This window comes from Paralcaligenes sp. KSB-10 (assembly GCF_021266465.1).
Classification (GTDB): Bacteria; Pseudomonadota; Gammaproteobacteria; order Burkholderiales; family Burkholderiaceae_B.
On record NZ_CP089848.1, the window covers coordinates 810542 to 832521 of the forward strand.

Consider the following 21980-nt stretch of genomic DNA (forward strand, 5'->3'; position numbering starts at 1 on the left):
CTTATTCCTGAGGCTTGGTGGGCTGCGGATTTGCAGGCGGGGCCGCAGGAACGGGCGCATGGGCCGTGGCCGTCGGGGCTTGGGCAGGGCTGGCGGCGCTTTCGGCCGCCGGCTCAACAGCCTGCTGCTGAGCTGCCTTGGCAGCCGATTCGCGCAGGGTTTCGAGCGCTTGCAGGCTATTGCTGACCGTTGGCAGCTTGACGCCGATGGCTGTGTCGGCCAATTGCAAAGCGATCTTGCGCGCCTGCCTTGTATCGCTTGCCTGCGGATCGTAACGGGTACTGAGCGCCTGCACCAGGGCCTGGGTTTCTGTCTGCCAGATTTCGGGCTGATGCATCAACAGCGCCAGTTGGGCGGTCATGATGTGCAGCCGCAGGTTCTCGCGCAATTGCCCGGCCTGATCGGGCGACATCAGCAGGGCTGCCGGATTTTCGGCCCGACGCACACTGATGAATTTACCAAGATCCTGACGCAGCGCGGACCAGGCTTGGACGGACCAGTCGCCAACAGTGGCAATAGACCGCTGCCACCATGACGCATCGGCATCGGCCGCGTCGTTGTCCTGACTGGCCGCAGCGGCGTCGGCCGGGGCCGCGACGCTGTCGGAAACCTTGGGTGCCGCATCGTCGGGAACCCATAAGGGCGCCCGGCTGACCAGCTTGCTGAGTTCGTTGAGCCGGCCCGACAGCAAGGGAACATCGATCGTCGCAGCCAGCCTCAGGCGGTCGAGATCACCGTTGATTGTTTGCTGCAGCGACGCAAGGTTTGGCCGATTGGCACGAGCCAGCTGGGCCTGCGCGGTTTCGAGCGCAACGATGGCATTGGCTACGTTACCGCCCAGCGACAACTGCTGGTGGGCAATTGTGACCAGATGATCGACATCGTTGACCAGCACCAGATCGGAACCGCTGTCGGTGAGCGTCTGGAAAGCCTGCTCCAGGCTTTGGTAGCGCGCCTGGGACTCATGCAGCGCAGCCTGCAGCGTGCTGAGTTCGCCGGACTGCGACTGAGCCAGGGACAAGGCCTGCTGGGCCTGTTCGCTGGCCTGATTGGCCGCGCTCGTGCTGCTTTCCAGCTGGCTCATTACAGCCGTTCTGGCCTGTCTGAATATTTTTTGCTGATACCACAATGCCGCACCCAGGCCCAGGGCCAGGACAACGACGATAATCAGCGCAATGGCTAACGCCGGACGCCCTTTTTCCTGCCTTTTGGGTCTGGCTGGCGATGTGGCGCTACCGGGAGAAGATTTGCTTTCGTTGGAGGCCGGAGTATTGGCCTGACGGTTCTCGGGGTTTTTATCTGTCATAGCGGGATTGTAGTCCTTAGCGCCTTTTTATAGGGTAGCGGTCGATACAATAGTATGAAAAATTGCATCATCATTCGGTGAGCATATTTTTACCACTGGAACAGATGCCTTGCCAGCCGCCCCTGCGAGCACCGATTGTAATCGGCTCGCCACGCGTTCGTGTATCGCGACAAACCGGGCGCGCTCCCAGAGCTGATACAAGCTGTTGCGCTCGATATTGACGCGCAGCGCCTCGACGCTTTCGCCGCTGGTCAGTACGCAAACCGGTATTTGCCGCGCCTCCAGCCGCGTTCTTAAAAGATCGCATTGCGCCGGCGACCAGTGCACGGTCTCGCGCCGATAAAGCGGATATCGCCGCACATGGGCCCCGGCCAGTTCGAACTGCTGCCCCAGCCACTCCCTGCCTGTTTGGCCACGAACAATCAGCACTCGCTCAAAACGATGCCCCGATTGCCGCAGGAGCGCCCACAAGGCTTCGGAATCCTGCTGCCCCGGCAAACTGGGATGCAGGATATGCGAACGCGGAATGAATCCGGCGTTGTAAAGGGATTGCGCGCTTGCCTCGCCCACCGCGGCAACCCTGCTTGTCTGCGGCCATTGCGGCCTGGGGTCGCGACGGCGCAGCAGATCCAGATAAAGCCGCGCGGCGTTGCCGCTGACAAAAACCAGAAGATCATAGTCGGAAGGCAAAGGCACTACGGCAGGATCGTCGTGCAAAGGCCGTATGGCCAAGCTCGGCAGTATCAGCGCCTCGAGGCCGCAAGCTTTCAGACGATCCGCCAAGCCTTCATTCTGGCCTTCCGGACGCGTCAGAACGGCAAAAGATGCAATGGTCTGCTCAACCATCGGCAATCCGCTTAATTGTCAGCCGTCGAAGCAGACAGCCTGGCCAGTATGGGTCCTGCCCCTTTGTCGAGCAATGCCTGCGCCACGTGCTCACCCAACTGCCGGGCCGATTCGATCGGACCCGACGATTCAGCGCGAATGATGCGCGAGCCGTCGGGCTCGGCCACCAGCGCACGCAGATGCAGACTCGCGCCCGCCACCTGGGCAAATGCCGCAAGAGGCACCTGACACGAGCCTCCCAATACACGTGAAACCGAACGCTCGGCAATAGCGCAAGCGCTGGTGGCCGGGCAAGCCAGGGGCGCCAGCCACGCGCGCACATCGGCCCGCCCCGCCAAAGCCTCCACTCCCAAAGCGCCCTGGCCCGCGGCCGGCAGGCTTTGTTCCGGCGACAGATGGCCGCGTATACGCGATTCCAGGCCCAGGCGCTTCAAGCCGGCCGCAGCAAGAATAATGGCCGCGTAATCGTTTTTATCGAGCTTGCCCAGGCGGGTATCCAGATTGCCACGCAAAGGCCTTACCGTCAGATGCGGGTATTGCGCACGGATCTGCGCCTCGCGACGCAGGCTGGACGTACCGACCACTGCCCCGGCAGGCAATTGATCGAGAGTATCGTACTGGTTGGATACCAGCGCGTCGCGAGGATCATCGCGTTCGAGCACGACCGATAGTTCGAACGGATCGTGCAGATCGACGGGCACATCCTTGAGCGAGTGCACGGCCAGATCGGCGCGACCGTCGAGCAACGCGGTTTCCAGCTCTTTGATAAACAGACCCTTGCCGCCGATTTTGGACAAAGTGCGATCAAGAATCTGGTCGCCCCGTGTAGTCAAGGTAAGCAGGCTGACCTTGCAACCGGGATACAGGCTCGTCAGGCGATCACGCACGTGCTCGGCCTGCCACAAGGCAAGCCGGCTGGCACGCGTAGCAATTACCAGTGAGGCAGGCGTGGATTGCATACCGTTACCCTGCCAGGCTGGTCACGATCACCGTGGCAATCACGCCGAGAATGGCCAGGATGAGCAAGCCTTGCAGCAACGACAGGCCCGATTCGTTTTTTTTGCGATCGGAAGATTTAAACAGACCCATTAGCGGTTTCCTTGACAACAACCTTGCGGCCGGCAAACCATTTGCCCAGGAGGACAACCAGTAGGGCTCCAGCCACTTCAGCCGCAATTTTAACCGCAGTCGAGACTTCGCCGATTTGATCGACAACAAAAACGTCGGTAACCAGCATTCCGCCCGCGATCCAGCCCAGCAAAGCCGCGCCCAAGGTGACCACCAGAGGGAAACGATCAATGAGTTTCAGGACCAGGGTGCTGCCCCAGATAATTATGGGTACGCTTATGACCAGCCCGAACACGACATAAGCCAATTGATGGCTTGGATCGGCATTTTGCGCCGCCCCCGCAATGGCTATGACATTATCGAGGCTCATGACAAAGTCGGCGATCAGTATCGTTTTCACCGCGGTCCAGACAGAACTTCCGCCCTTGATGTTTTCGTGGCTGTCGTTTTCAGGAATCAGCAGCTTGACCCCGATCCATAGCAGCAGCAAAGCCCCTACCACCTTGAGAAACGGAATATTCAGCAAGGTAAGGGCAAAAGCAATCAGGACGACCCTCAAGACGATAGCCCCGACGGTCCCCCACAAGATTCCCTGAATCCGCTGCCGGGACTGCAGATTTCGGCATGCCAGAGCGATGACTACCGCATTATCGCCACCCAGCAAAATATCGATCATGACGATCTGAAAAATCGCCCCCCACTCCAGCATTTGGAAAAACTCTATCATTTCAATTCCTGTATCGCCCCTGACGAACGAAAAAAACCTCGGCGCACACCGTGCGTCGAGGCGTACCAATCGCCGGCTATTGTAATTCAGCTTCTAGTCAGTTTTGGCTTTTTGCAGAAAAAATTTGCCTACCGCCAGGACCAGAATAGCCCCAAACGCCCCTACCGCGAGTTCGAATTGCTGAGAAGACGCATGGATAGAGTCGGAAATTTGATCGATTGAACCGACCAAAGCCGGGTCGCTGACCAGCATTTCTCCTGCGATAAAGCCCAATAAAGCAGCCCCCAGCCAGACAATAATGGGCAAGCGTTCTATTACTTTCAGTAATAAGGTACTGCCAAAAATAACTAAAGGAATACTGATTGCAAGGCCCAGAATCAACAGAAATGTGTCGCCATTAGCCGCCGCCGCCACTGCCACCACATTATCCAGGCTCATGACCAGGTCGGCGATCAGGATGGTGCGTATAGCCGCCCACAAACTGCCATATTGTTTTTCCTTACCCGAGTCGTCCCCTTCCGGCATGAGCAGGCTTACACCAATATATACAAGCAGGACGGCGCCTATGACCTTCAGCCACGGCAGCAACAACAATTGCGCGGCAACCAATGTCAGGACAATACGCAAGACAATGGCACCCGCCGATCCGGCAACAATGGCCGTACGCTGCTGCTCGACAGGCAAGGATCGGGCCGCAAGAGCGATGACAACGGCATTATCGCCCGACAATAAAATATTGACCCAGATTATTTCCAGTAACGCGAACCAAAAAGTTGTAGAACTTAAATCCATTCCCCTTTCCTTTTTATGAAGACCCCCTTCGTTAAACAAATGAGACAGGTGCGCGCCACCCTTTAATATAGGTTGCGAGCCGGCATTGGGTTTGCGGCGCACGGCAAATATTATAGTCAGTTATTCGTAAGCAAGCTTTCAAAGAATGGATTTCATTCGGGCCGATCATGACAAACGCCTGAAACGGCGCCCAAACTTTGATGTTGAGTTGCCCCCATCTGCAGATACCGCCTTGGAAATTAATAGGCGGTTCCCGGGGAGCCTTGCCCCCGTTCAGACCCGCATTCGACATCGGGCGGCCGGCCACGGGGCCGTCACTGGCCCGACCACCGGCCGAGCCCCTTTGCGCGTCAGCCCTGGAAAGTTCTCCGGCCCGCTCGACCGCCTTGAAGGCGGTGCCTGTCATGCAACGGGAGTAGATGGCGGCTGTTCCGCCTCGTGACGATGGGTGGTTCCGATGAACATGTACATGGCGGGAACCATAAAGAGAGTCAGCATGGTTCCGATCGAAAGGCCTGCGAAAATAACCAGGCCCATGTCGTGGCGCCCAGCCGCGCCAGCGCCGGATGCCCAGACGAGCGGCACAACGCCCAGGACCATTGCCGCTGTCGTCATCAGGATTGGCCGCAGTCGTACCGCTGCCGCTTCTTCAATTGCCTCGCGCTTGCTGCGGCCCGAGCGCTGCAGTTCGTTGGCAAACTGGACTATCAGGATCCCGTGTTTCGTGATGAGCCCGAGAAGAGTCACAAGGCCCACCTGAGTGTACACATTGATGGAAGCGAAGCCCATGGTGATGAATGCCAGCGCGCCAAAGAGCGCCGGTGGCACGGAGAACAGGATCACGATGGGGTCTCGGAAGCTCTCGAACTGGAACGCCAGCGCAAGATAGACGATGAGAATCGAGAACAGGAGGAGGCCGACGAATCCGCCAGACTCCTGCATGAACTGGCGCGACTCGCCCGAGTAGTCAGCCGAGTATCCCGATGGAGCCACCTTTTGTAGAATCGTGTTCAATTTCGTCAGCAGTTCGCCTTGGGACAATCCGCTGACCCCTGAAATGGTGGCCGAGTTGAGTTGCTGGAAGTGGTTGATCGACTCCGGCTGCACCGACGTTTCAATATGTGCCACCGTACGAGCGGGAATCATCGATCCCGATGGAGTTCGAATGTAGTAGTTCAGAATCTGGTCGGGGTTGAGGCGGTCGACTTGCAGCACCTGCGGGATCACTTTATATGACCGCCCAGCGGTCGAGAAGTAGTTGACATAGTTGCCGCCTAGCGCGGCCGACAGCGCCGCGCCGACGTCCGCCTCGGTCATCCCCAGGGCGGCGATCTTCTCCCGGTCGACGACCAGCTTGGCTTGCGGCTTGTCGAGCTTCAGGTCCAGATCCGCGAACCAGAACAGTTTTTCCTTTTGCGCTTCGGCCAGGACAGCCTGGGCGACTTCATTCAGATTCTCGATGGGCTCTGTCGTGGTGATGACAAACTGGACAGGCAAACCCTGAGAACCCGGTAACGACGGCAGCGGGAAGGCGGCGATCTTCGCGCCCGCCACTTGGTTCCATTTCTGCTGGAGATCCATGATCAGCTCCGCCTGGGATCGACTGCGCTCTCCCCAGGGCTTCAGCAGAACCCCGCCCAGCCCCTGATTGAGCGATGGCACACCAGTCAACTGGAACATTTGCTCATACTCGGGTTCCTTGTTCGCGATCTTGAATGCCTGGTCGGCAAGCATTTCCATCTGCTGGGGCGAGGCATTGGGCGCCCCCTTGATCTGCATGAACACCAAGCCTTGATCCTCGGTCGGAGAGAGCTCGCTCTTGGCGGTCATGCCGCTGGCTGCCACGAGAATGAACAGGACAAAGCCAAAGATCACAAGCACCGGCCAGACGTTTAACCCACCCGAAAGCACCCGGTGGTACCAGCCGCGCAGTCGGTCGAAGTAGTGATCAAGCAGGCGCGCGAATCGCCCCTCTTCCTTCCCGGGCCTGAATAGCCGCGAGGTCATCATGGGAGAGAGAGTCAACGCCACCACGCCGGACACGGTCACGGCACCAGCCAACGAGAAGCAGAACTCCTTGAAGAGCGCGCCTGTGAGGCCGCTGCGCAATCCGATGGGTACATACGCGGCAATCAACACGGCGGTCATGGCGACAATCGGGCCTCCGAGTTCCCGTGCCGCCATGAGCGCTGCCTCCAACACCCCTTTACCTTCTTCCTTGATATGGCGGTCCACATTTTCGACCACAATAATGGCATCGTCGACAACAAGGCCGATTGCCAGCACAAGGGCGAGAAGCGTCAGAAGGTTGATGGAGTATCCGAGCAGGAACATGATGAAGAATGCCCCGATGAGCGAAAGCGGAATCGCCACCAAGGGGACAATCACGGCTCGAAACGAGCCAAGGAACAGGTAGATGACGATCGTGACAATAAGCATGGCCTCGGCCAGCGTCTTGACGACCTCATCGATCGACGTATTGATGAATTCCGTGGAGTCGTAGACGATATTGCCTCGAACGCCCGCTGGCAATTGAGATTGCAGATCGGGAAACGCCTTGCGTACACTTTCCGCGACGGTCAGGATATTGGCATTTGGCGCCACCTTGATGCCGATGAACACGGAGCGTTTGCCGGAGAATGCGACGCTGGTGTTGTAGTCCTCCGCGCCCAGTGTGACGTTCGCTACATCTTCCAGGTGCACGAGTGCGTCGCCGTTGTGCTTGACGACGAGTCGCTTGAACTCGGCTACGCTGTGCAGATCCGTTCCAGCGGTCAGATCGACCGTCACCATCTGCCCTTTTGTCGAACCGACCGCGGATAAATAATTGTTGTTCGACAAGGCAGTGGAAACGTCCTGTGCCGTAACGTTGTGGGCTGCCAGCTTGTTCGGGTCCAGCCAGGCGCGAAGAGCGAATTGGCGCCCCCCAAGGATCTCCGCGGTCTGCACGCCTTCGATCGAATCGAGTTTGGGCTTGACGACCCGCACAAGATAATCGGTGATGTTGTTCGTGGGTATTACATCGCTGAAGAAGCCCAGGTACATGGCGTCCGTGGTCTGTCCAACCGCCACTGTCAGCACCGGCTGCTGGGCCTGCGCCGGGAGCTGGTTCTTCACCGAGTTGATCTGGGTGTTGATCTCGGTCAGTGCCTTGCTGGAGTCGTAGTTGAGCCGCAGCGTTGCCGTAATTGTCGACACCCCTGTGATGCTCGAGGAGGACAAGTAATCGATGCCTTGCGCCTGTGCGATGGCCGATTCGAGTGGCTGTGTGATAAAGCCGGCTACCGTGGCGGCGTCGGCGCCGTAGTAGCTTGTCATAATGGTGACCACCGTGTTTTCGGTGCGCGGCCACTGATTAATGGGCAGGTCGGAGATCGATCGCAACCCCAGTATCAGGATAAGCAGCGAAATAACGATGGCCCAGACCGGTCGCTTGATGAAGGTATCGGTGAATTTCATGGGAGGCCCTATCGTTCTTGCGGAGTCGGGGATACGGCGTTCAAGGGAGTGCTGCGGTTATCGACCTTCACCGGCGAGCCATTCTTCAGCTTCATCTGGCCACTCGTGATCACTACGTCGCCCTCCTTCACGCCAGACAGGATGGCGACCTGGTCACCACGGGCCGGGCCCGTTTCGATGAACGTCTGCTGGGCCGTGAGAACATCCTTGCCTTGCTCGTCCTTCTTATGTACCGCGATGAAGACTGTCGTCCCATAAGGGTTGTAGGTCACGGCGGTTTGTGGAACGGTGAGGTAGTGCTGCACCGCTCCCGACTCGACGACGGCGCGGGCAAACATTCCCGGCATTAATTTTTGCTTCGGATTCCCAATGGTCGCCTCGACGGCGACGTTCCGCGTGGCCGGATCGAACTTCGCGTCGATTGCACTCACCTTCCCGACGAAGGTTTGCTTGGGCAGACCGGTCGCAGTGACCGAGACGGCTTGGCCGGTGGCAATCGCCTCGAGCTGCGCTTGGGGTATATTGAAGTCGATGTATATGGGATCGAATGTCTGCAGTGTTGCGATCTTGTCGCCGGGGTTGAGATATTGGCCGGGATTGACACTGGTGATGCCAATCCGCCCGGCAAACGGCGCGCGTATCGTTTTCTTCGCGACCAAAGCCCGCTGTTGTTCCGCCGCCGCGCGTTTCGCTTTAAAGTCGGCATCGTCAGAATCGACTTGCGCCTGCGACACCGCGCTCACTTTAAGCTGTGCTTTGTCGCGCTTGAGGACAGTTGCGGCCAAATTGGCGGTCGCCTCGAGCGAATGAAGCTGCGCGACATCGGCATCCGCATTCAGCTGGACGAGAAGATCGCCGGCCGAAACGTCCAGCCCCGGCTTGAACGCAATGGTGCGGACGATGCCGCCAACTTCTGTCGTGACATCGACGCCGCGAACAGCTTTCATCGATCCCACGGCAGAGACGCTCGGTTGCCAATCGGCGAACTGCGCATTGATGGTCGTAACCACGGCGGGCGGTTGAGGGGCTTTTGATTGTGCGATCAGCTTCGATATCTGGATGAACTTCACACCGCCGATGATCAGGACGATGATCAAAACCACCCCAATCATGGCGATCATCGGCCGAAGCAATCGTCGTTTGCGCGCGCCGCCGGGTTCGGTCGACTGGATGGACGGGGACGAGGCGGTCTTAATTTCAGCCATGGGTCTTCTCACTAATTCTATTGTTCAAATCGGTCGAACTGCCCGAGGCGGCGGGATCCACATCCGTGCGGTTCCACCACCCGCCGCCCAGAGCCTGGAACAGCGCAGTCGTATCGCTATAGCGGGCGGCCTGTGCCCGGACCCGCGTAAGGACCGCGTTTTGATAGGTTTGTTGCGCGGTGAGCAGATTCAGATAGCCAACCGCGCCAAGCCGAAACTGAGCCTGCGCAAGAGCCAGGCTTTCCTGGGCGGCACGTTCGGCCGCCACCTGCTGGGCGAGCGCGTCGGCATCGGCTTCCAGGGCCCGCAGCGCGTTGGATACATCCTGGAATGCGGCAACCACCGTGCCGCGGTAACGTGCGGCCGATTCGTCATACGCCGCCACGGCTGCGCGCTTGCGGTGTTTGAGCGCCCCCGCGTCGAAAATCGGCTGGGTGATCGATCCAATGAGGCTCCAAACTCCTGTGCCTGAGGTAAACAATTTGCTGACGCTCGATGCACCGGAGCCAAGCGACCCGGTGAGGTTGAACTGGGGCAGTTGATTGGCCACGGCAACACCGATATTGGCACTGGCTTGATGCAGTTGAGCCTCGGCGGAACGCACATCCGGCCGCTGTTGCACGATGGCCGAGGGCAGGCTGACCGGCAACTCTTCCGGCAGATGGAGGGATGCCAGATCAAAACTCTCGCCGCGATCCTGGTTGGGAAAGCGGCCGAGATAAGCCATCAATTGGTTGCGCGTTTGCGCGAGTTGCTTTTGCAGGGCCGGCAAGGTGGCGCGCGTTTGTGCGAGTGCCGCCTCCTGAGCGAGTACGTTGATACTGGAGATAGCCCCAAGCCACCGCTGAGACTTCAAAAGATTGAGCTGATCGTTTTGAAGCTCGATGATTTTCTCGGTTGCAGCCACCTGATCGCGCACGGATGCCAGGCTTATGGCCGTGTTGACGACATTCGAACTCAATGTCAGATAAGTCGCCTCCAGTTGGTAGCGTTCATACTCGGCCTGCGCAGCGGACGATTCAATCTGGCGGCGGGTACCACCGAAAACATCCGGGGCATAGGAAACGCTCAAGGACGCTGAATGGACGGTCAGGATCTGCGAGAGCGAGCTGCTGGAACTGGCCGCACCGGTCGAGCTTAAACCCGATATCTTCTCCCGGGTACTGGACGCCGTGGCGCTCAGGGATGGAAACAGCGATGCCTGATCGGCATAGACCAGCTCGTTGGCTCGGCGAAGCGCGGCTTGAGCGGCGGCAATATCCGGATTGGCCCGAAGTGCCTCGTCGACCAGCGCGTTCAGCGTCGGCGAGCGGAAAAGCGTCCACCATTGCCCGGGAATATCCATTCCGGCGACAAGCCGCTGCGCGGCGCCGCCTGCCGCCACGTCGGCCGAAGCCGTTGTCGGCCTTAACTTGTCTCGTGAATAGTCGGCGTTTTGAGCGACATTGGGCCGGACGAAGTTTGGCCCCACTGCACAGCCGGCAAGCGCTGTAAGGCAAAGCAAACTCAGAGGAGCGAGAAGCTGCGACAGGCGGGAGGCGGCGCTCATTTCCGCCCCCCATTGTGTTCTTCCGAACGAATCGCAGGCCCCATCAGGCCCCTCATCAAAAGTGCAACGGCGTGGCGCTGAATCTGCTCGCGGCCAAGGCTCATCATGGTGTCGCCCTCGTGCCAGACGCAAGAGCTCGTCGCCTGCGGCAACATCACTTGGGCCAGCATCGAGGTGAACAACAGATCGGGTTCGATCTCTGAATTGACCTCGCCACGGGATTGCGCCTCGACGATTTTCTGGCGGAAGGCAATGCTGCGGTCGCGCGGGATGCGACGAAGCAGGCGTTCGCGCAGCAAACCGCCGACCTGGACGATTTCCCGCAGCCAGAGCGATGGTACCCAAGGTGCGGCATCCGTTACCTCGAACATCCGTGTCAACAGCCCCCGGATCAGTTCTATGGCGCTTTCGTGTTCGATGTCGGCAGGCTCCCAGATCGCCTGTATCAGCGGCCCGAGACGTTCCTCGACCACCGCATCGTAGAGTTTCTCGCGCGTCTCGAACCAGTAATGCACCATCGCCGAGGTCACTTTCCCAGCCTTCGCGATCTGCGCAATGGTCGTGTTGGCAATGCCGCGGTCCGAGAACAACAGGATCGCGGTGTCCAGCAGGCGCTCACGCCCAGACGTGTCGTCTTTACGAGATCGCCGACCACCAGAGGTACGTTGTTCGGGCTTCTGTTCCATGATTGTTCTCTAATTAACTGATTAGTTAAGTTTTTAGTTCCGAGGATTTTGAATATTTCTGGTTTGTCGGCGTATACTAATTGATTGGTTAGTTAATCGCAAGTGCGTTCTGGCCCCTTCAGGATGAAGGGCCGCTGATCGGTCCGAACAAAAAAGCCCGCCTAAGCGGGCTTTTTTATATGGCTTTGTCGACCTACAACATCGACTTCAGCAACTTGCCCATTTCGGACGGGTTGCGCGTGGTGCGAATGCCGCACGCTTCCATGATTTCCAGCTTGGCATCCGCCGTATCGGCGCCACCCGAGATCAGCGCACCGGCGTGGCCCATGCGCTTGCCTGCCGGAGCGGTAACGCCGGCAATAAAGCCGACCACCGGTTTTTTCATATTGTCTTTGGCCCACTGCGCCGCATTGACTTCATCGGGGCCGCCGATTTCGCCGATCATGATGACGGCATCCGTTTCGGGATCGTCGTTGAATCGCTGCAAGATATCGATATGCTTCAGGCCGTTGATGGGGTCTCCGCCGATACCAACGGCGCTCGATTGGCCCAGACCCAGTTCGGTAACCTGGGCGACGGCTTCATAAGTCAGGGTGCCGGAGCGGCTGACGATGCCGATGCGGCCCTTGCGATGGATATGAGCAGGCATGATCCCGATCTTGATTTCATCGGGAGTGATCAGGCCTGGGCAATTGGGTCCCAGCAACAAGGTTTTCTTGTTTTGATCGCGCATGCGGTTACGCACTTCAAGCATGTCGCGAACGGGGATGCCTTCGGTAATGCAGATGACCAGGTCCAGATCGGCTTCGACAGCCTCCCAGATTGCCGCGGCGGCGCCCGCGGGCGGAACGTAGATGACCGAAACGCTTGCTCCGGTTTGTGCCTTGGCATCTTTTACCGAAGCGAAAATAGGAATGCCTTCGAAATCCTCACCCGCTTTCTTGGGATGCACACCGGCCACAAAAGCGGCCTTGCCATTGGCGTATTCACGGCACATGCGCGTGTGGAACTGGCCGGTTTTCCCGGTAATTCCCTGGGTAATAACTTTAGTGTCTTTGTTGATCAAAATCGACATTTACAAATCCTCGGCAATATTCTTATTTCACGGCGGCCACGACGCGGGTCGCGGCATCGGCCATGGTGTCGGCACTGATGATGGGCAAGCCCGACTCGGCCAGCATTTTCTTGCCGAGCTCTTCGTTGGTCCCTTTCATGCGCACAACCAGAGGCACGCTCAGGTTAACGGCCTTGCAGGCGGCAATGACGCCTTCGGCAATGACATCGCAACGCATGATGCCGCCGAAAATATTCACCAGGATCGCCTTTACGCTGTCATTCTTGAGCATGATCTTGAATGCTTCGGTCACTTTCTCGGCGGTCGCGCCGCCACCGACATCCAGGAAATTGGCGGGTTCGGCACCAAACAGCTTGATGGTGTCCATGGTGGCCATGGCCAGGCCCGCGCCGTTGACCAGGCAGCCGATATTGCCGTCGAGCTGGATGTAGGCCAGGTCGAACTTACTGGCTTCGATTTCGGCGGGATCTTCTTCCTCGAGGTCGCGATAGGCAACGATGTCGGGATGACGAAACAAGGCATTCGAATCGAAATTGAACTTGGCGTCCAGGGCAATGATGTCGCCCGAGCCCGTCAGAATCAACGGATTGATCTCGGCCAGCGAAGCGTCGGTTTCCCAGTAAACCTTGTAGAGTTTCTGGAATTCGGCGGCGGCCTTGCCCACTGAGGCCTCGGGTACGCCTATGCCGCGAGCCAGGCCGGCGGCTTCGTCAGTGCTCAGGCCAACCGTGGGATCGGCAAAAACCTTGAGAATCTTTTCGGGCGAGCTTTCAGCGACCTCTTCGATGTCCATCCCGCCTTCGCTGGATGCCATCACGCAGACGCGCTGGGTGGCGCGATCGGTCACGATACCGACGTAATATTCTTTTTTGATGTCGGCGCCTTCTTCGATGAGCAGACGGCGCACCTTCTGGCCCTGGGGACCGGTTTGATGCGTAACCAGCTGCATGCCCAGGATTTCAGAGGACAACTGACGAACCTCATCGATCGAGCGGGCCAGCTTGACGCCGCCGCCCTTGCCCCGGCCACCCGCGTGAATCTGAGCCTTGACAACCCAAACGGGGCCGCCCAGTTTCTCGGCCGCCGCAACGGCTTCATCTACGGAAAAAGCTGGAATTCCGCGCGGCACGGTCACACCAAACTTTCTCAACAGTTCCTTGCCTTGATACTCGTGAATTTTCATTTATTACCTGTCAGAACGGAAAGAATTAGAAAAAATGCTCACGCCAGTGCCTGGCAACACTGTTGCGCGCCACATCGGTAAACGGCCTATTCGCATTTCTCCTCGAATGGAGGAGCGATATACCACTGGGGATAGAACTCTTTCGCCACCGGACCGTCGATGCGCAAGGCATGGCAGCCATCAAGCTGAAAAGGCTTTTGGGCTGATTTGCCTGAAAGCCTTTCCTTGCGACGCTTGTTGGCCATGGACTGCACGGCCACCGTCGGCAGCACGTAAGAGAGCTCGGTCAGGTGCGTACAGCCCGCTGTGCGCGCAAACCGGTCTTTGACCACCTGGCGGAAATTGCGCAGCAGATTCATGCCGACCAGCGCTTCATAATCGGGCGCGATGGCGGTGCAATACGTGTTGTAGGGAGCGGCGTCGTACACGGCAACAGCCGACGTGATCGTGAATTGCTCATCGATCGTGACGCGCAGATGCATATGATGCACAGGGCTGCCCGCCGAACGAACCACGCCGTCGTTTCCGGGAAAATCGTAAGCCTTGACATCGATGAGCTCGGCTTCGAGATCCCATTGGCCGTCTTCCCGAGCAAATGAATTCACGCGTATGGAACGCGTGTGCAATGGCTCGCGGGCGATATCGGATGGCGGCAGGGGCATGTACGGGCGGAAATGCAAATAAGACGATAAACCCGGCAAGTATAACGCAGGCGCCGCCGTCTTACCTGTACGTCCACGGGCCTGAAGGGAACGGGCCGGCAAGCCATGCGCCCCCTCCAGGCATGAAGCCCGAGGTCAGGCTGCCTGGCGCAATATGCGAGCGGCCTCGACCATGGCAAGCAGCGCCGCTTCGGTTTCCGGCCAGGCCCGCGTTTTCAGGCCGCAATCGGGGTTGACCCAAAGACGCTCGCTGGGCAGGCGGCCCGCGGCTTTCTGCATGAGATCGACCATCCAGTCGACTTTGGGCACATTGGGCGAGTGTATGTCGTATACGCCCGGCCCTATGTCATTGGGATAATCGAAGTCTTCAAACGCGCCAAGCAGCTCCATATTGGAACGCGATGTTTCTATCGTGATCACGTCGGCATCCATGGCGGCAATCGAATCAATAATGTCATTGAACTCGGAATAGCACATATGCGTATGGATCTGGGTTTCTTCCCGGACTCCCGCCGTCGACAGCCGGAAGCAGTCAACCGCCCAGTCCAGATACGAAGTCCAATCGGCGCGGCGCAGAGGCAGGCCTTCCCTGAACGCCGGCTCGTCGATCTGGATAACGCCGATACCCGCTTTTTCCAGATCGACCACCTCGTCGCGCAGAGCCAGCGCCAATTGGCGGCAAGTAGTCTGGCGCGGCTGGTCGTCCCGCACAAAGGACCATTGAAGAATAGTGACCGGCCCCGTCAGCATACCTTTGACCGGCTTTTCCGTCAGCGATTGAGCGTATGCCGCCCAGGCCACCGTCATGGGCGCCGGCCGGACCACATCGCCAAAAATGACGGGCGGCTTGACGCAGCGCGAGCCATAACTCTGGACCCAGCCGTTTTGCGTGAAGGCAAAACCGGCCAGCAACTCGCCAAAATACTCCACCATATCGTTGCGTTCGGGTTCGCCATGCACCAGCACATCCAGCCCGATCTTTTCCTGGAAGCGTATGACCTGTTCAATTTCACTGCGTATGGCTTTTTCGTAGCCGGCATCGGACAGGGCTCCAGCCTTCCAGTCGCGGCGCAAGGCCCTGATTTCAGTTGTTTGCGGAAACGAGCCTATCGTCGTGGTCGGATAAGCCGGCAGGCCCAGCTCTTGCTGCTGGCGCTTGATGCGCTGGGCGAAAGGAGCCCGATCGCGGCTTAGCTGTGCCACGGCTTCCAGGCGCCGCTGCACGGCGGCATTATGAATACGCGGGGATTCCCTGCGCGCCTGCAAAGCGGCACGCTGCGCCTGCAGCGCCTCTTGCGTGCCGGCGTCGGCGCCGCCGTCGAGCGACGCAGCCAGCCAGCGCAATTCGTCGAGCTTCTGCGCGGCAAACGACAACCAGCTTTTCAGCTCCGGATCCAGTTCGCGCTCGACATCGAGATCGACGGGTACATGTTGCAGGGAGCACGACGGAGCCAGCCACAGGCGATCGCCCAGTTGCGCCTTGAGCGGAGCAAGCAGATCCCGGGCCCGATCCAGATCGGTGCGCCAAATGTTGCGGCCATTGACGATACCTGCCGATAAAACCTGATCGGGTCGCAATAGCGCGGCAAGTTCGGACAATTGTCCTGGCGCACGCACCAGATCGATATGCAGGCCTTGCACGGGCAAGTCTTGCAATACAGCGGCGTTGTCCTTGATGGCTTCAAAGTAGGTCGTCAGCAACAGATTCAGGCCGGCGCCCGCCAGGCGGGAATAAACCTGCCGGTACGCCTGGCGCCATTCGACGGGCAAATCCAGGGTCAGGATGGGTTCATCGACCTGCACCCACTGTACTCCCAGGGCCTTGAATCGCGCCAACACCTCTACATACACAGGCAGAAGACTCTCAAGCAGGGCCAGTTTGCCCGTGTCGCCCGCCCCGCCGGGAAACGCATCGCCCTTGCCCAGCCATAACCAGGTCAAGGGCCCGGGAATCACCGGCTTGGCCTGATGCCCCAAAGCCTGCGCTTCGCGAATCTGATCAAATAAATCCTCGCGCGCAATACGATAGCTTTGCTGCGGCGCAAGCTCGGGAACGATGTAGTGATAGTTGGTGTCGAACCACTTGGTCATTTCGCAGGCGGCGGCGGAGGCACCCGATGGAGCGCGCCCGCGAGCCATCCTGAACAAGGTATCGAGGCCCACCGACTCATTGGAAGGCTGGGCGAAGCGTGCAGGAACGGCTCCCAGCAAGGTAGACCATTCCAGAATCTGGTCGTACCAGGCGAAATCGCCGACGGGAACAAAAGCCACACCCGCCTTGGCTTGCAGCGCCCAGTGGCGTGCACGCAGCTCACGCCCAATGTCCTGCAAGCCATCGGCAGACTGCTTGCAGGCCCAATACGCTTCCAGGGCGCGTTTAAGTTCGCGCTGCACGCCAATACGGGGAAAGCCAAGATTATGAATAATAGTCATTTTATTTTCAAACTAGTCAAGGAATTATCAAGTATTGATATTGTGCACCGCACACTTGATGATTCAAAATCAAATACAACATCCATAACTTGAATTTTTTTCATATAATAGCGTGTAAGCCACCCCGACTCGGCGCCCACGCTCCGCTATTCCACACCTATTCAATTGTTGCAGCCCAAGCTCACATGCTAGAAATCCGCCACCTGGAAACTCTGACCGCCATACGCGAAGCGGGCAGCCTGCAAGAAGCGGCCGATCGCCTGCACGTCACTCAGTCGGCGCTATCGCACCAACTGCGCGACCTGGAAGTCAGGCTCAAAACCCCGCTCCTGAATCGGCGTACACGCCCTGCGCGCCTGACCACCGCGGCACTGCGCATACTGGCCCTGGCCGACGAAATATTGCCTCGCCTGAAAGCCACGGAGCGCGAGTTGCAGCGCCTGGCGGCCGGGCGCACCGGTCGCCTGCATCTGGCCATCGAGTGCCATTCCTGTTTCCAGTGGCTGATGCCCGCGCTCGATGCGTTCAGGCAGAACTGGCCCGATGTGGCTCTGGATTTATCGGCGGCGTTTTCATTCGCCCCCCTGCCCGCTCTGATACGGGGCGACCTGGATGTGGTGATTACCTCCGACCCGCAAGCGATGGATGTGATTCAGTACTTGCCCCTGTTCAGTTATGAGCTGGTGCTGGCGGTCTCGGCCGCCAACCCTCTGGCCCAGTACAAATACATCGAGCCCGATCAACTGGCCGATCAGGTGCTTATTACCTACCCGGTCGAAAAACAAAGGCTGGACATTTTCACGACCTTCCTGGATCCAGCCGGCGTTGAACCGGCCGCCCTGCGCAAAGCCGAACTGACCCCTATCATTGTGCAACTGGTTGCCAGCCAGCGCGGCGTTGCCGCACTGCCGAACTGGGCGCTCACCGAATACCTGAACCAAGGCTGGCTGCGCATCTGCCACCTGGGCGCTCAGGGAGTCTGGCGCACGCTGTATGCGGCAGTGCGCATTGAAGACGCCGAGGCCAGTTATTTGAGCGCTTTCATGGCTCAAGCGCGCGAAACATGCTTCCGCACCCTGAACGGCATCAAAGCGGTTCATCCGTCAGGCACCAGCGGCGTAACCAGCCGGCACTAAGCCCTCAGCCCCTGCCGGCGCGGGGCAGCGCGGATCGATGCCGGCAACACCCGGAATCCATTCGCAGCAAATGCTCATGGACAACAAATGCGACATCAGCGCCTCCCGCCCCGCATTGTCGCCCGCGCCAAGCAGATGCACGACACGCAAGCCTTCCCGCACCCAGCCTAGAGTTTGAGCACGGAAGCCGTCGCCGCACAAAGAACCTGCATCCACGTTCGATTCGCACATGTCGGCGTCGCGCCTGGCCAAAGCCAGCACGCCGTCGCCGATGTCGCGGCCGTACACCACCACATCCGCTTCATTCAAGGCCCGCAAACCCTTCAAGGTCAATAAGCCCGGGTCGCGAGAGCCCACATTCACAAACGACACAAGCCCGTCTGCAAAAGAACTTCCGGCGGCCAATGCCTGCGCCAGCGTGCTTTCGGCTTCCGCGAAACGCGCCTGCCTGATATGTGCCGCAACAGGCCCATCGAGCATCCAGGCATAAAAACGGCGGCGTTCGGAAACAACGCCGAATCGCTTACGTATTCCCGCCCGATAACGGGCGGCCAATTGCGCCAGAGATCCCCAGTTCCGGTCCAGCAGACTTTCCAGCCTTTCCCGCATGCGCCTGGCGAGCACGGGCGCCATGCCCGATGAAGAGATCGCAATCACCATGGGTGAGCGATCCACAATCGCCGGCACATGAAAGCTGGACAACTCGGGATCGTCGACGACATTCACCCACAAATCAAGTGCCGCGGCGTCCTGCGCAATGCATGCATTCACCCGCCGATCGCTGGTAGCGGCAATAACCAGACACTGCCCTGCCAGCCATCCTCGATGATAGGCGCCCTCTCGGTGCAGCACTCTGCCCCGCTCGACCAGCAGCGCCATATCGCCGCATATGGCCAGCGCACCCACGGAAACCCGGGCGCCGGCATCAAGCAGTAAAAGCACCTTGCGCAAGGCAACGCTGCCGCCGCCCACGACCAGCACATCTTTTCCCCGCACATCGCAGAACATTGGAAATAGCCGCATCCGCACCCTCCCCGCGCTTCGACCCGGCCTGCGCCCAGTGCGCAATCCAGCCAGCGGATTCTTCTACTCAAGCAAATCCCGTGCCCGCCCGGGCAGGCATCTGTGTTATTGCCTGCCTGTGTGTCCGGGCAGGCCACACGCCCGCCACAGCACCCACAAGAGCCGGCACATTAATAGTGCACAAAGCCTGGAATCCCGATCCGGCGCACCGCCCCAGTGCAAGCAGAAGCGTACGCGGCGCCCTATTCCATGAAAAAAAACTGGCACGCTAATTGCTTGATACCTATTGAAGATCAACGGTTCCTCATGGTTTGCCGACTGCCGCATTCAGGCCGACAAAAACCGAAGACCCGTTTTCTCTGTATATCCAATTGACTGAAAAGCAGGCATTTATGAAAAAGCTGAAACTCGTTATGGTCGGCAATGGGATGGCCGGTGTCAGAACCCTGGAAGAGCTTTTGAAGCTGGACCCGACTCTGTACGACATTACTGTATTCGGTTCCGAACCCTATCCCAATTACAACCGGATCCTGCTGTCGCCCGTGCTGACAGGCGAGCAAACCATCAAGGACATTATTCTCAATGACCTGGACTGGTATGCGCAGAACCATATCGAGCTGCTGCTGAACCGTAAAGTCGTCAAGATCAATCGCGCCCGTAAAGAAGTCCATGCCGACGATGGAACAGTAGCCAGGTACGACCGCCTCTTGTTGGCGACTGGCTCGAATCCCGTCATCCTGCCGATTCCGGGCTGCGACTTGAATGGCGTCGTAACTTTCCGCGACATACGCGACGTCAACCTCATGATCGATGCAGCCACCGCCTACAAGCACGCGGTTGTCATCGGCGGCGGGCTTCTGGGGCTGGAGGCGGCCAATGGCCTGGCTGTGCGCGGCATGAAAGTATCGGTCGTGCATCTGGGCTCGAGCCTGCTGGATCGCCAACTCGACAGTGCCGCCGCCGGCCTGCTGCAAACCAGCCTGGAGCAACGCGGTCTGGAGTTTCTGATGGAGCATCAGACCGAATCGATCATGGGCAATGAAGAGGGCAAGGTCAAAGGCATACGCTTCAAGAACGGCAGCGAACTGGCCGCCGACCTGATCGTGATGGCAGTCGGCATTCGGCCCAATACAGAACTGGCGGATCAGGCCGGCATACACACCGATCGCGGCATTATCGTCAATGACACCTTGCAAACCTACGACCCCAGCATTTACGCCGTGGGCGAATGTGTCAGCCATCGCGGCATGGCCTACGGCCTGGTCGCGCCGCTGTTCGAACAGGCCAAAGTCGCCGCCAATCACCTGGCGTTTTTCGGCATTTCGCGCTATCCGGGCAGCGTGACTTCGACCAAGCTCAAAGTCACCGGCATCGATGTGTTTTCGGCGGGCGATTACACGGGCGGCGGCGACACCGAAGCCATCACGCTGTCCGACCCTATAGGCGGCGTATACAAAAAGCTCGTCATCAAGGACGACAGATTGATTGGCGCCTGTCTGTACGGAGATACCGTCGACGGCGCCTGGTATTTCCGCCTGATACGGGAAGCGAAATCGATCAACGATTTGCGCGACCACCTGATGTTCGGCGAAGGTTCGGTGGGCGATACCGGCCACGCCGGACAGAACAGCGTGGTGGGCATGCCCGACGATACCGAGGTCTGCGGCTGCAACGGCGTATGCAAGGGAACCATCGTCAAGGCCATACGCGAACAAGGCCTGTTCACCGTCGATGAAATCAAGAAACATACCAAAGCCGCCAGCTCCTGCGGCTCGTGCGCCGGCTTGGTCGAACAGATCTTGATCAACTGCGTGGGCGGCGCCGCCAACATCAAGCCCAAATCCGAAAAAGCCATATGCGGCTGCTGCGATTTTACCCACGGCGAAGTCCGCAAGGCCATCAGGGACCATCATCTGACATCCATTTCGGACGCCATGAAATTCCTGGAATGGCGCAGTGCGGATGGCTGTGCCACCTGCCGCCCGGCTCTCAACTACTATGTGATGTCGACTTGGCCAGGAGAAGCCAGGGACGATGCGCAATCCCGCCTGGCCAACGAGCGCATGCACGCCAACATCCAGAAGGACGGCACTTATTCCGTTGTACCGCGCATGTGGGGCGGGGTGACTAATCCGGCCGAGTTGCGCCGGATTGCCGATGTGGCGGACAAATACCACGTGCCCATGGTGAAAGTCACCGGCGGCCAGCGCATCGATTTGCTGGGTGTGCAAAAGAAAGACCTGCCCGATGTCTGGAAAGATCTGGACATGCCTTCGGGCCACGCCTACGGCAAAGGCTTGCGTACGGTCAAAACCTGCGTCGGCAGCGAGTTTTGCCGTTTCGGCACACAAGACTCCACCGGCATGGGCATTGCCCTGGAAAAAGACCTGGTGGGAATGAGCAGCCCTCACAAGGTCAAGCTGGCCGTCTCGGGCTGCCCGCGCAATTGCGCAGAGTCCGGCATCAAGGACATAGGCATTATTGCCGTGGACTCCGGCTGGGAGCTCTACGTAGGCGGCAATGGCGGCATCAAGACCGAAGTGGCGCAGTTCTTCGCCAAGGTAAAAACACCGGAAGAGGTGCTGGAATACTCCGGGGCCTTTCTGCAGCTTTACCGCGAAGAAGCGTTCTACCTGGAACGCACCTGCCACTACCTGAGCCGCGTCGGCCTGGAGCATGCCAAAACCAGGGTCATCAACGATGCGGGCAATCGCGCCGAGCTGTACGCACGCCTGAAATTTGCCCTGTCTTTTGAAAAAGATCCCTGGGCGGAACGCATAGAAAGCCCCTCGGCCCGTCGTGAATTCGAAACCCTGACTGCGTGAAACCG

General features: G+C 58.8%; 17 protein-coding genes. 2 read left to right on the forward strand and 15 right to left on the reverse strand.

Annotated features, from left to right (window positions below; genetic code table 11):
• Position 1 precedes the first annotated feature (1 nt).
• The 14 genes from LSG25_RS03770 to metE form a co-directional block, all read right to left on the reverse strand.
• Positions 2 to 1306, reverse strand: coding sequence for a uroporphyrinogen-III C-methyltransferase (locus LSG25_RS03770; RefSeq protein ID WP_232743381.1), 1305 nt, complete (start codon positions 1304 to 1306; stop codon positions 2 to 4).
• A gap of 27 nt (positions 1307 to 1333) precedes the next feature.
• On the reverse strand, positions 1334 to 2152 hold the full coding sequence (locus LSG25_RS03775) for a uroporphyrinogen-III synthase (protein ID WP_232743382.1): 819 nt from the start codon (positions 2150 to 2152) through the stop codon (positions 1334 to 1336).
• Positions 2153 to 2163: 11 nt separating this feature from the next.
• Positions 2164 to 3111 carry a hydroxymethylbilane synthase gene (hemC, locus tag LSG25_RS03780; RefSeq protein WP_232743383.1) on the reverse strand — a complete coding sequence of 316 codons (948 nt, stop codon included), beginning with the start codon at positions 3109 to 3111 and terminating at the stop codon, positions 2164 to 2166.
• Positions 3112 to 3115: 4 nt separating this feature from the next.
• Positions 3116 to 3241 (reverse strand): hypothetical protein, encoded by a 126-nt coding sequence (locus tag LSG25_RS20425; RefSeq protein WP_255696628.1) that lies wholly within the window; start codon positions 3239 to 3241, stop codon positions 3116 to 3118.
• On the reverse strand, positions 3228 to 3947 hold the full coding sequence (locus tag LSG25_RS03785; protein ID WP_232743384.1) for a TerC family protein: 720 nt from the start codon (positions 3945 to 3947) through the stop codon (positions 3228 to 3230). The genes LSG25_RS20425 and LSG25_RS03785 overlap by 14 nt, the downstream gene beginning before the upstream one ends.
• Positions 3948 to 4040: 93 nt before the next feature.
• Positions 4041 to 4739 (reverse strand): TerC family protein, encoded by a 699-nt coding sequence (locus LSG25_RS03790; RefSeq protein ID WP_232743385.1) that lies wholly within the window; start codon positions 4737 to 4739, stop codon positions 4041 to 4043.
• A gap of 402 nt (positions 4740 to 5141) precedes the next feature.
• A complete protein-coding gene (locus LSG25_RS03795; RefSeq protein ID WP_232743386.1) occupies positions 5142 to 8198 on the reverse strand; it encodes an efflux RND transporter permease subunit in 3057 nt (1018 codons plus the stop codon).
• Positions 8199 to 8206: 8 nt separating this feature from the next.
• Positions 8207 to 9403 carry an efflux RND transporter periplasmic adaptor subunit gene (locus tag LSG25_RS03800; RefSeq protein WP_370635944.1) on the reverse strand — a complete coding sequence of 399 codons (1197 nt, stop codon included), beginning with the start codon at positions 9401 to 9403 and terminating at the stop codon, positions 8207 to 8209.
• Entirely contained in the window at positions 9396 to 10952 is a 1557-nt protein-coding gene (locus LSG25_RS03805; RefSeq protein ID WP_232743387.1) for an efflux transporter outer membrane subunit, read from the reverse strand. The genes LSG25_RS03800 and LSG25_RS03805 overlap by 8 nt, the downstream gene beginning before the upstream one ends.
• A complete protein-coding gene (locus tag LSG25_RS03810; protein ID WP_232743388.1) occupies positions 10949 to 11638 on the reverse strand; it encodes a TetR/AcrR family transcriptional regulator in 690 nt (229 codons plus the stop codon). The genes LSG25_RS03805 and LSG25_RS03810 overlap by 4 nt, the downstream gene beginning before the upstream one ends.
• 193 nt (positions 11639 to 11831) lie before the next feature.
• The gene (gene sucD / locus LSG25_RS03815) at positions 11832 to 12713 is read right to left on the reverse strand and encodes a succinate--CoA ligase subunit alpha (protein ID WP_232743389.1); all 882 of its coding nucleotides are present in this window, start codon (positions 12711 to 12713) and stop codon (positions 11832 to 11834) included.
• Between the two features lie 22 nt (positions 12714 to 12735).
• Positions 12736 to 13896 (reverse strand): ADP-forming succinate--CoA ligase subunit beta, encoded by a 1161-nt coding sequence (gene sucC, locus LSG25_RS03820; RefSeq protein ID WP_232743390.1) that lies wholly within the window; start codon positions 13894 to 13896, stop codon positions 12736 to 12738.
• A gap of 86 nt (positions 13897 to 13982) precedes the next feature.
• Positions 13983 to 14558, reverse strand: a complete 576-nt coding sequence (locus LSG25_RS03825; protein WP_232743391.1) for a DUF2889 domain-containing protein — start codon at positions 14556 to 14558, stop codon at positions 13983 to 13985.
• Between the two features lie 135 nt (positions 14559 to 14693).
• Positions 14694 to 16991 (reverse strand): 5-methyltetrahydropteroyltriglutamate--homocysteine S-methyltransferase, encoded by a 2298-nt coding sequence (gene metE / locus LSG25_RS03830; protein ID WP_232743392.1) that lies wholly within the window; start codon positions 16989 to 16991, stop codon positions 14694 to 14696.
• Positions 16992 to 17176: 185 nt separating this feature from the next.
• On the opposite strand from metE, the gene LSG25_RS03835 reads away from it, so the two are divergent.
• The gene (locus tag LSG25_RS03835) at positions 17177 to 18127 is read left to right on the forward strand and encodes a LysR family transcriptional regulator (RefSeq protein WP_232743393.1); all 951 of its coding nucleotides are present in this window, start codon (positions 17177 to 17179) and stop codon (positions 18125 to 18127) included.
• Here the strand turns inward: LSG25_RS03835 and LSG25_RS03840 are convergent.
• Positions 18095 to 19150 carry an NAD(P)-dependent oxidoreductase gene (locus tag LSG25_RS03840; protein WP_232743394.1) on the reverse strand — a complete coding sequence of 352 codons (1056 nt, stop codon included), beginning with the start codon at positions 19148 to 19150 and terminating at the stop codon, positions 18095 to 18097. The genes LSG25_RS03835 and LSG25_RS03840 overlap by 33 nt on opposite strands.
• Before the next feature lie 392 nt (positions 19151 to 19542).
• On the opposite strand from LSG25_RS03840, the gene nirB reads away from it, so the two are divergent.
• Positions 19543 to 21975 carry a nitrite reductase large subunit NirB gene (gene nirB / locus LSG25_RS03845; RefSeq protein WP_232743395.1) on the forward strand — a complete coding sequence of 811 codons (2433 nt, stop codon included), beginning with the start codon at positions 19543 to 19545 and terminating at the stop codon, positions 21973 to 21975.
• The last annotated feature ends 5 nt before the right edge of the window (positions 21976 to 21980 follow it).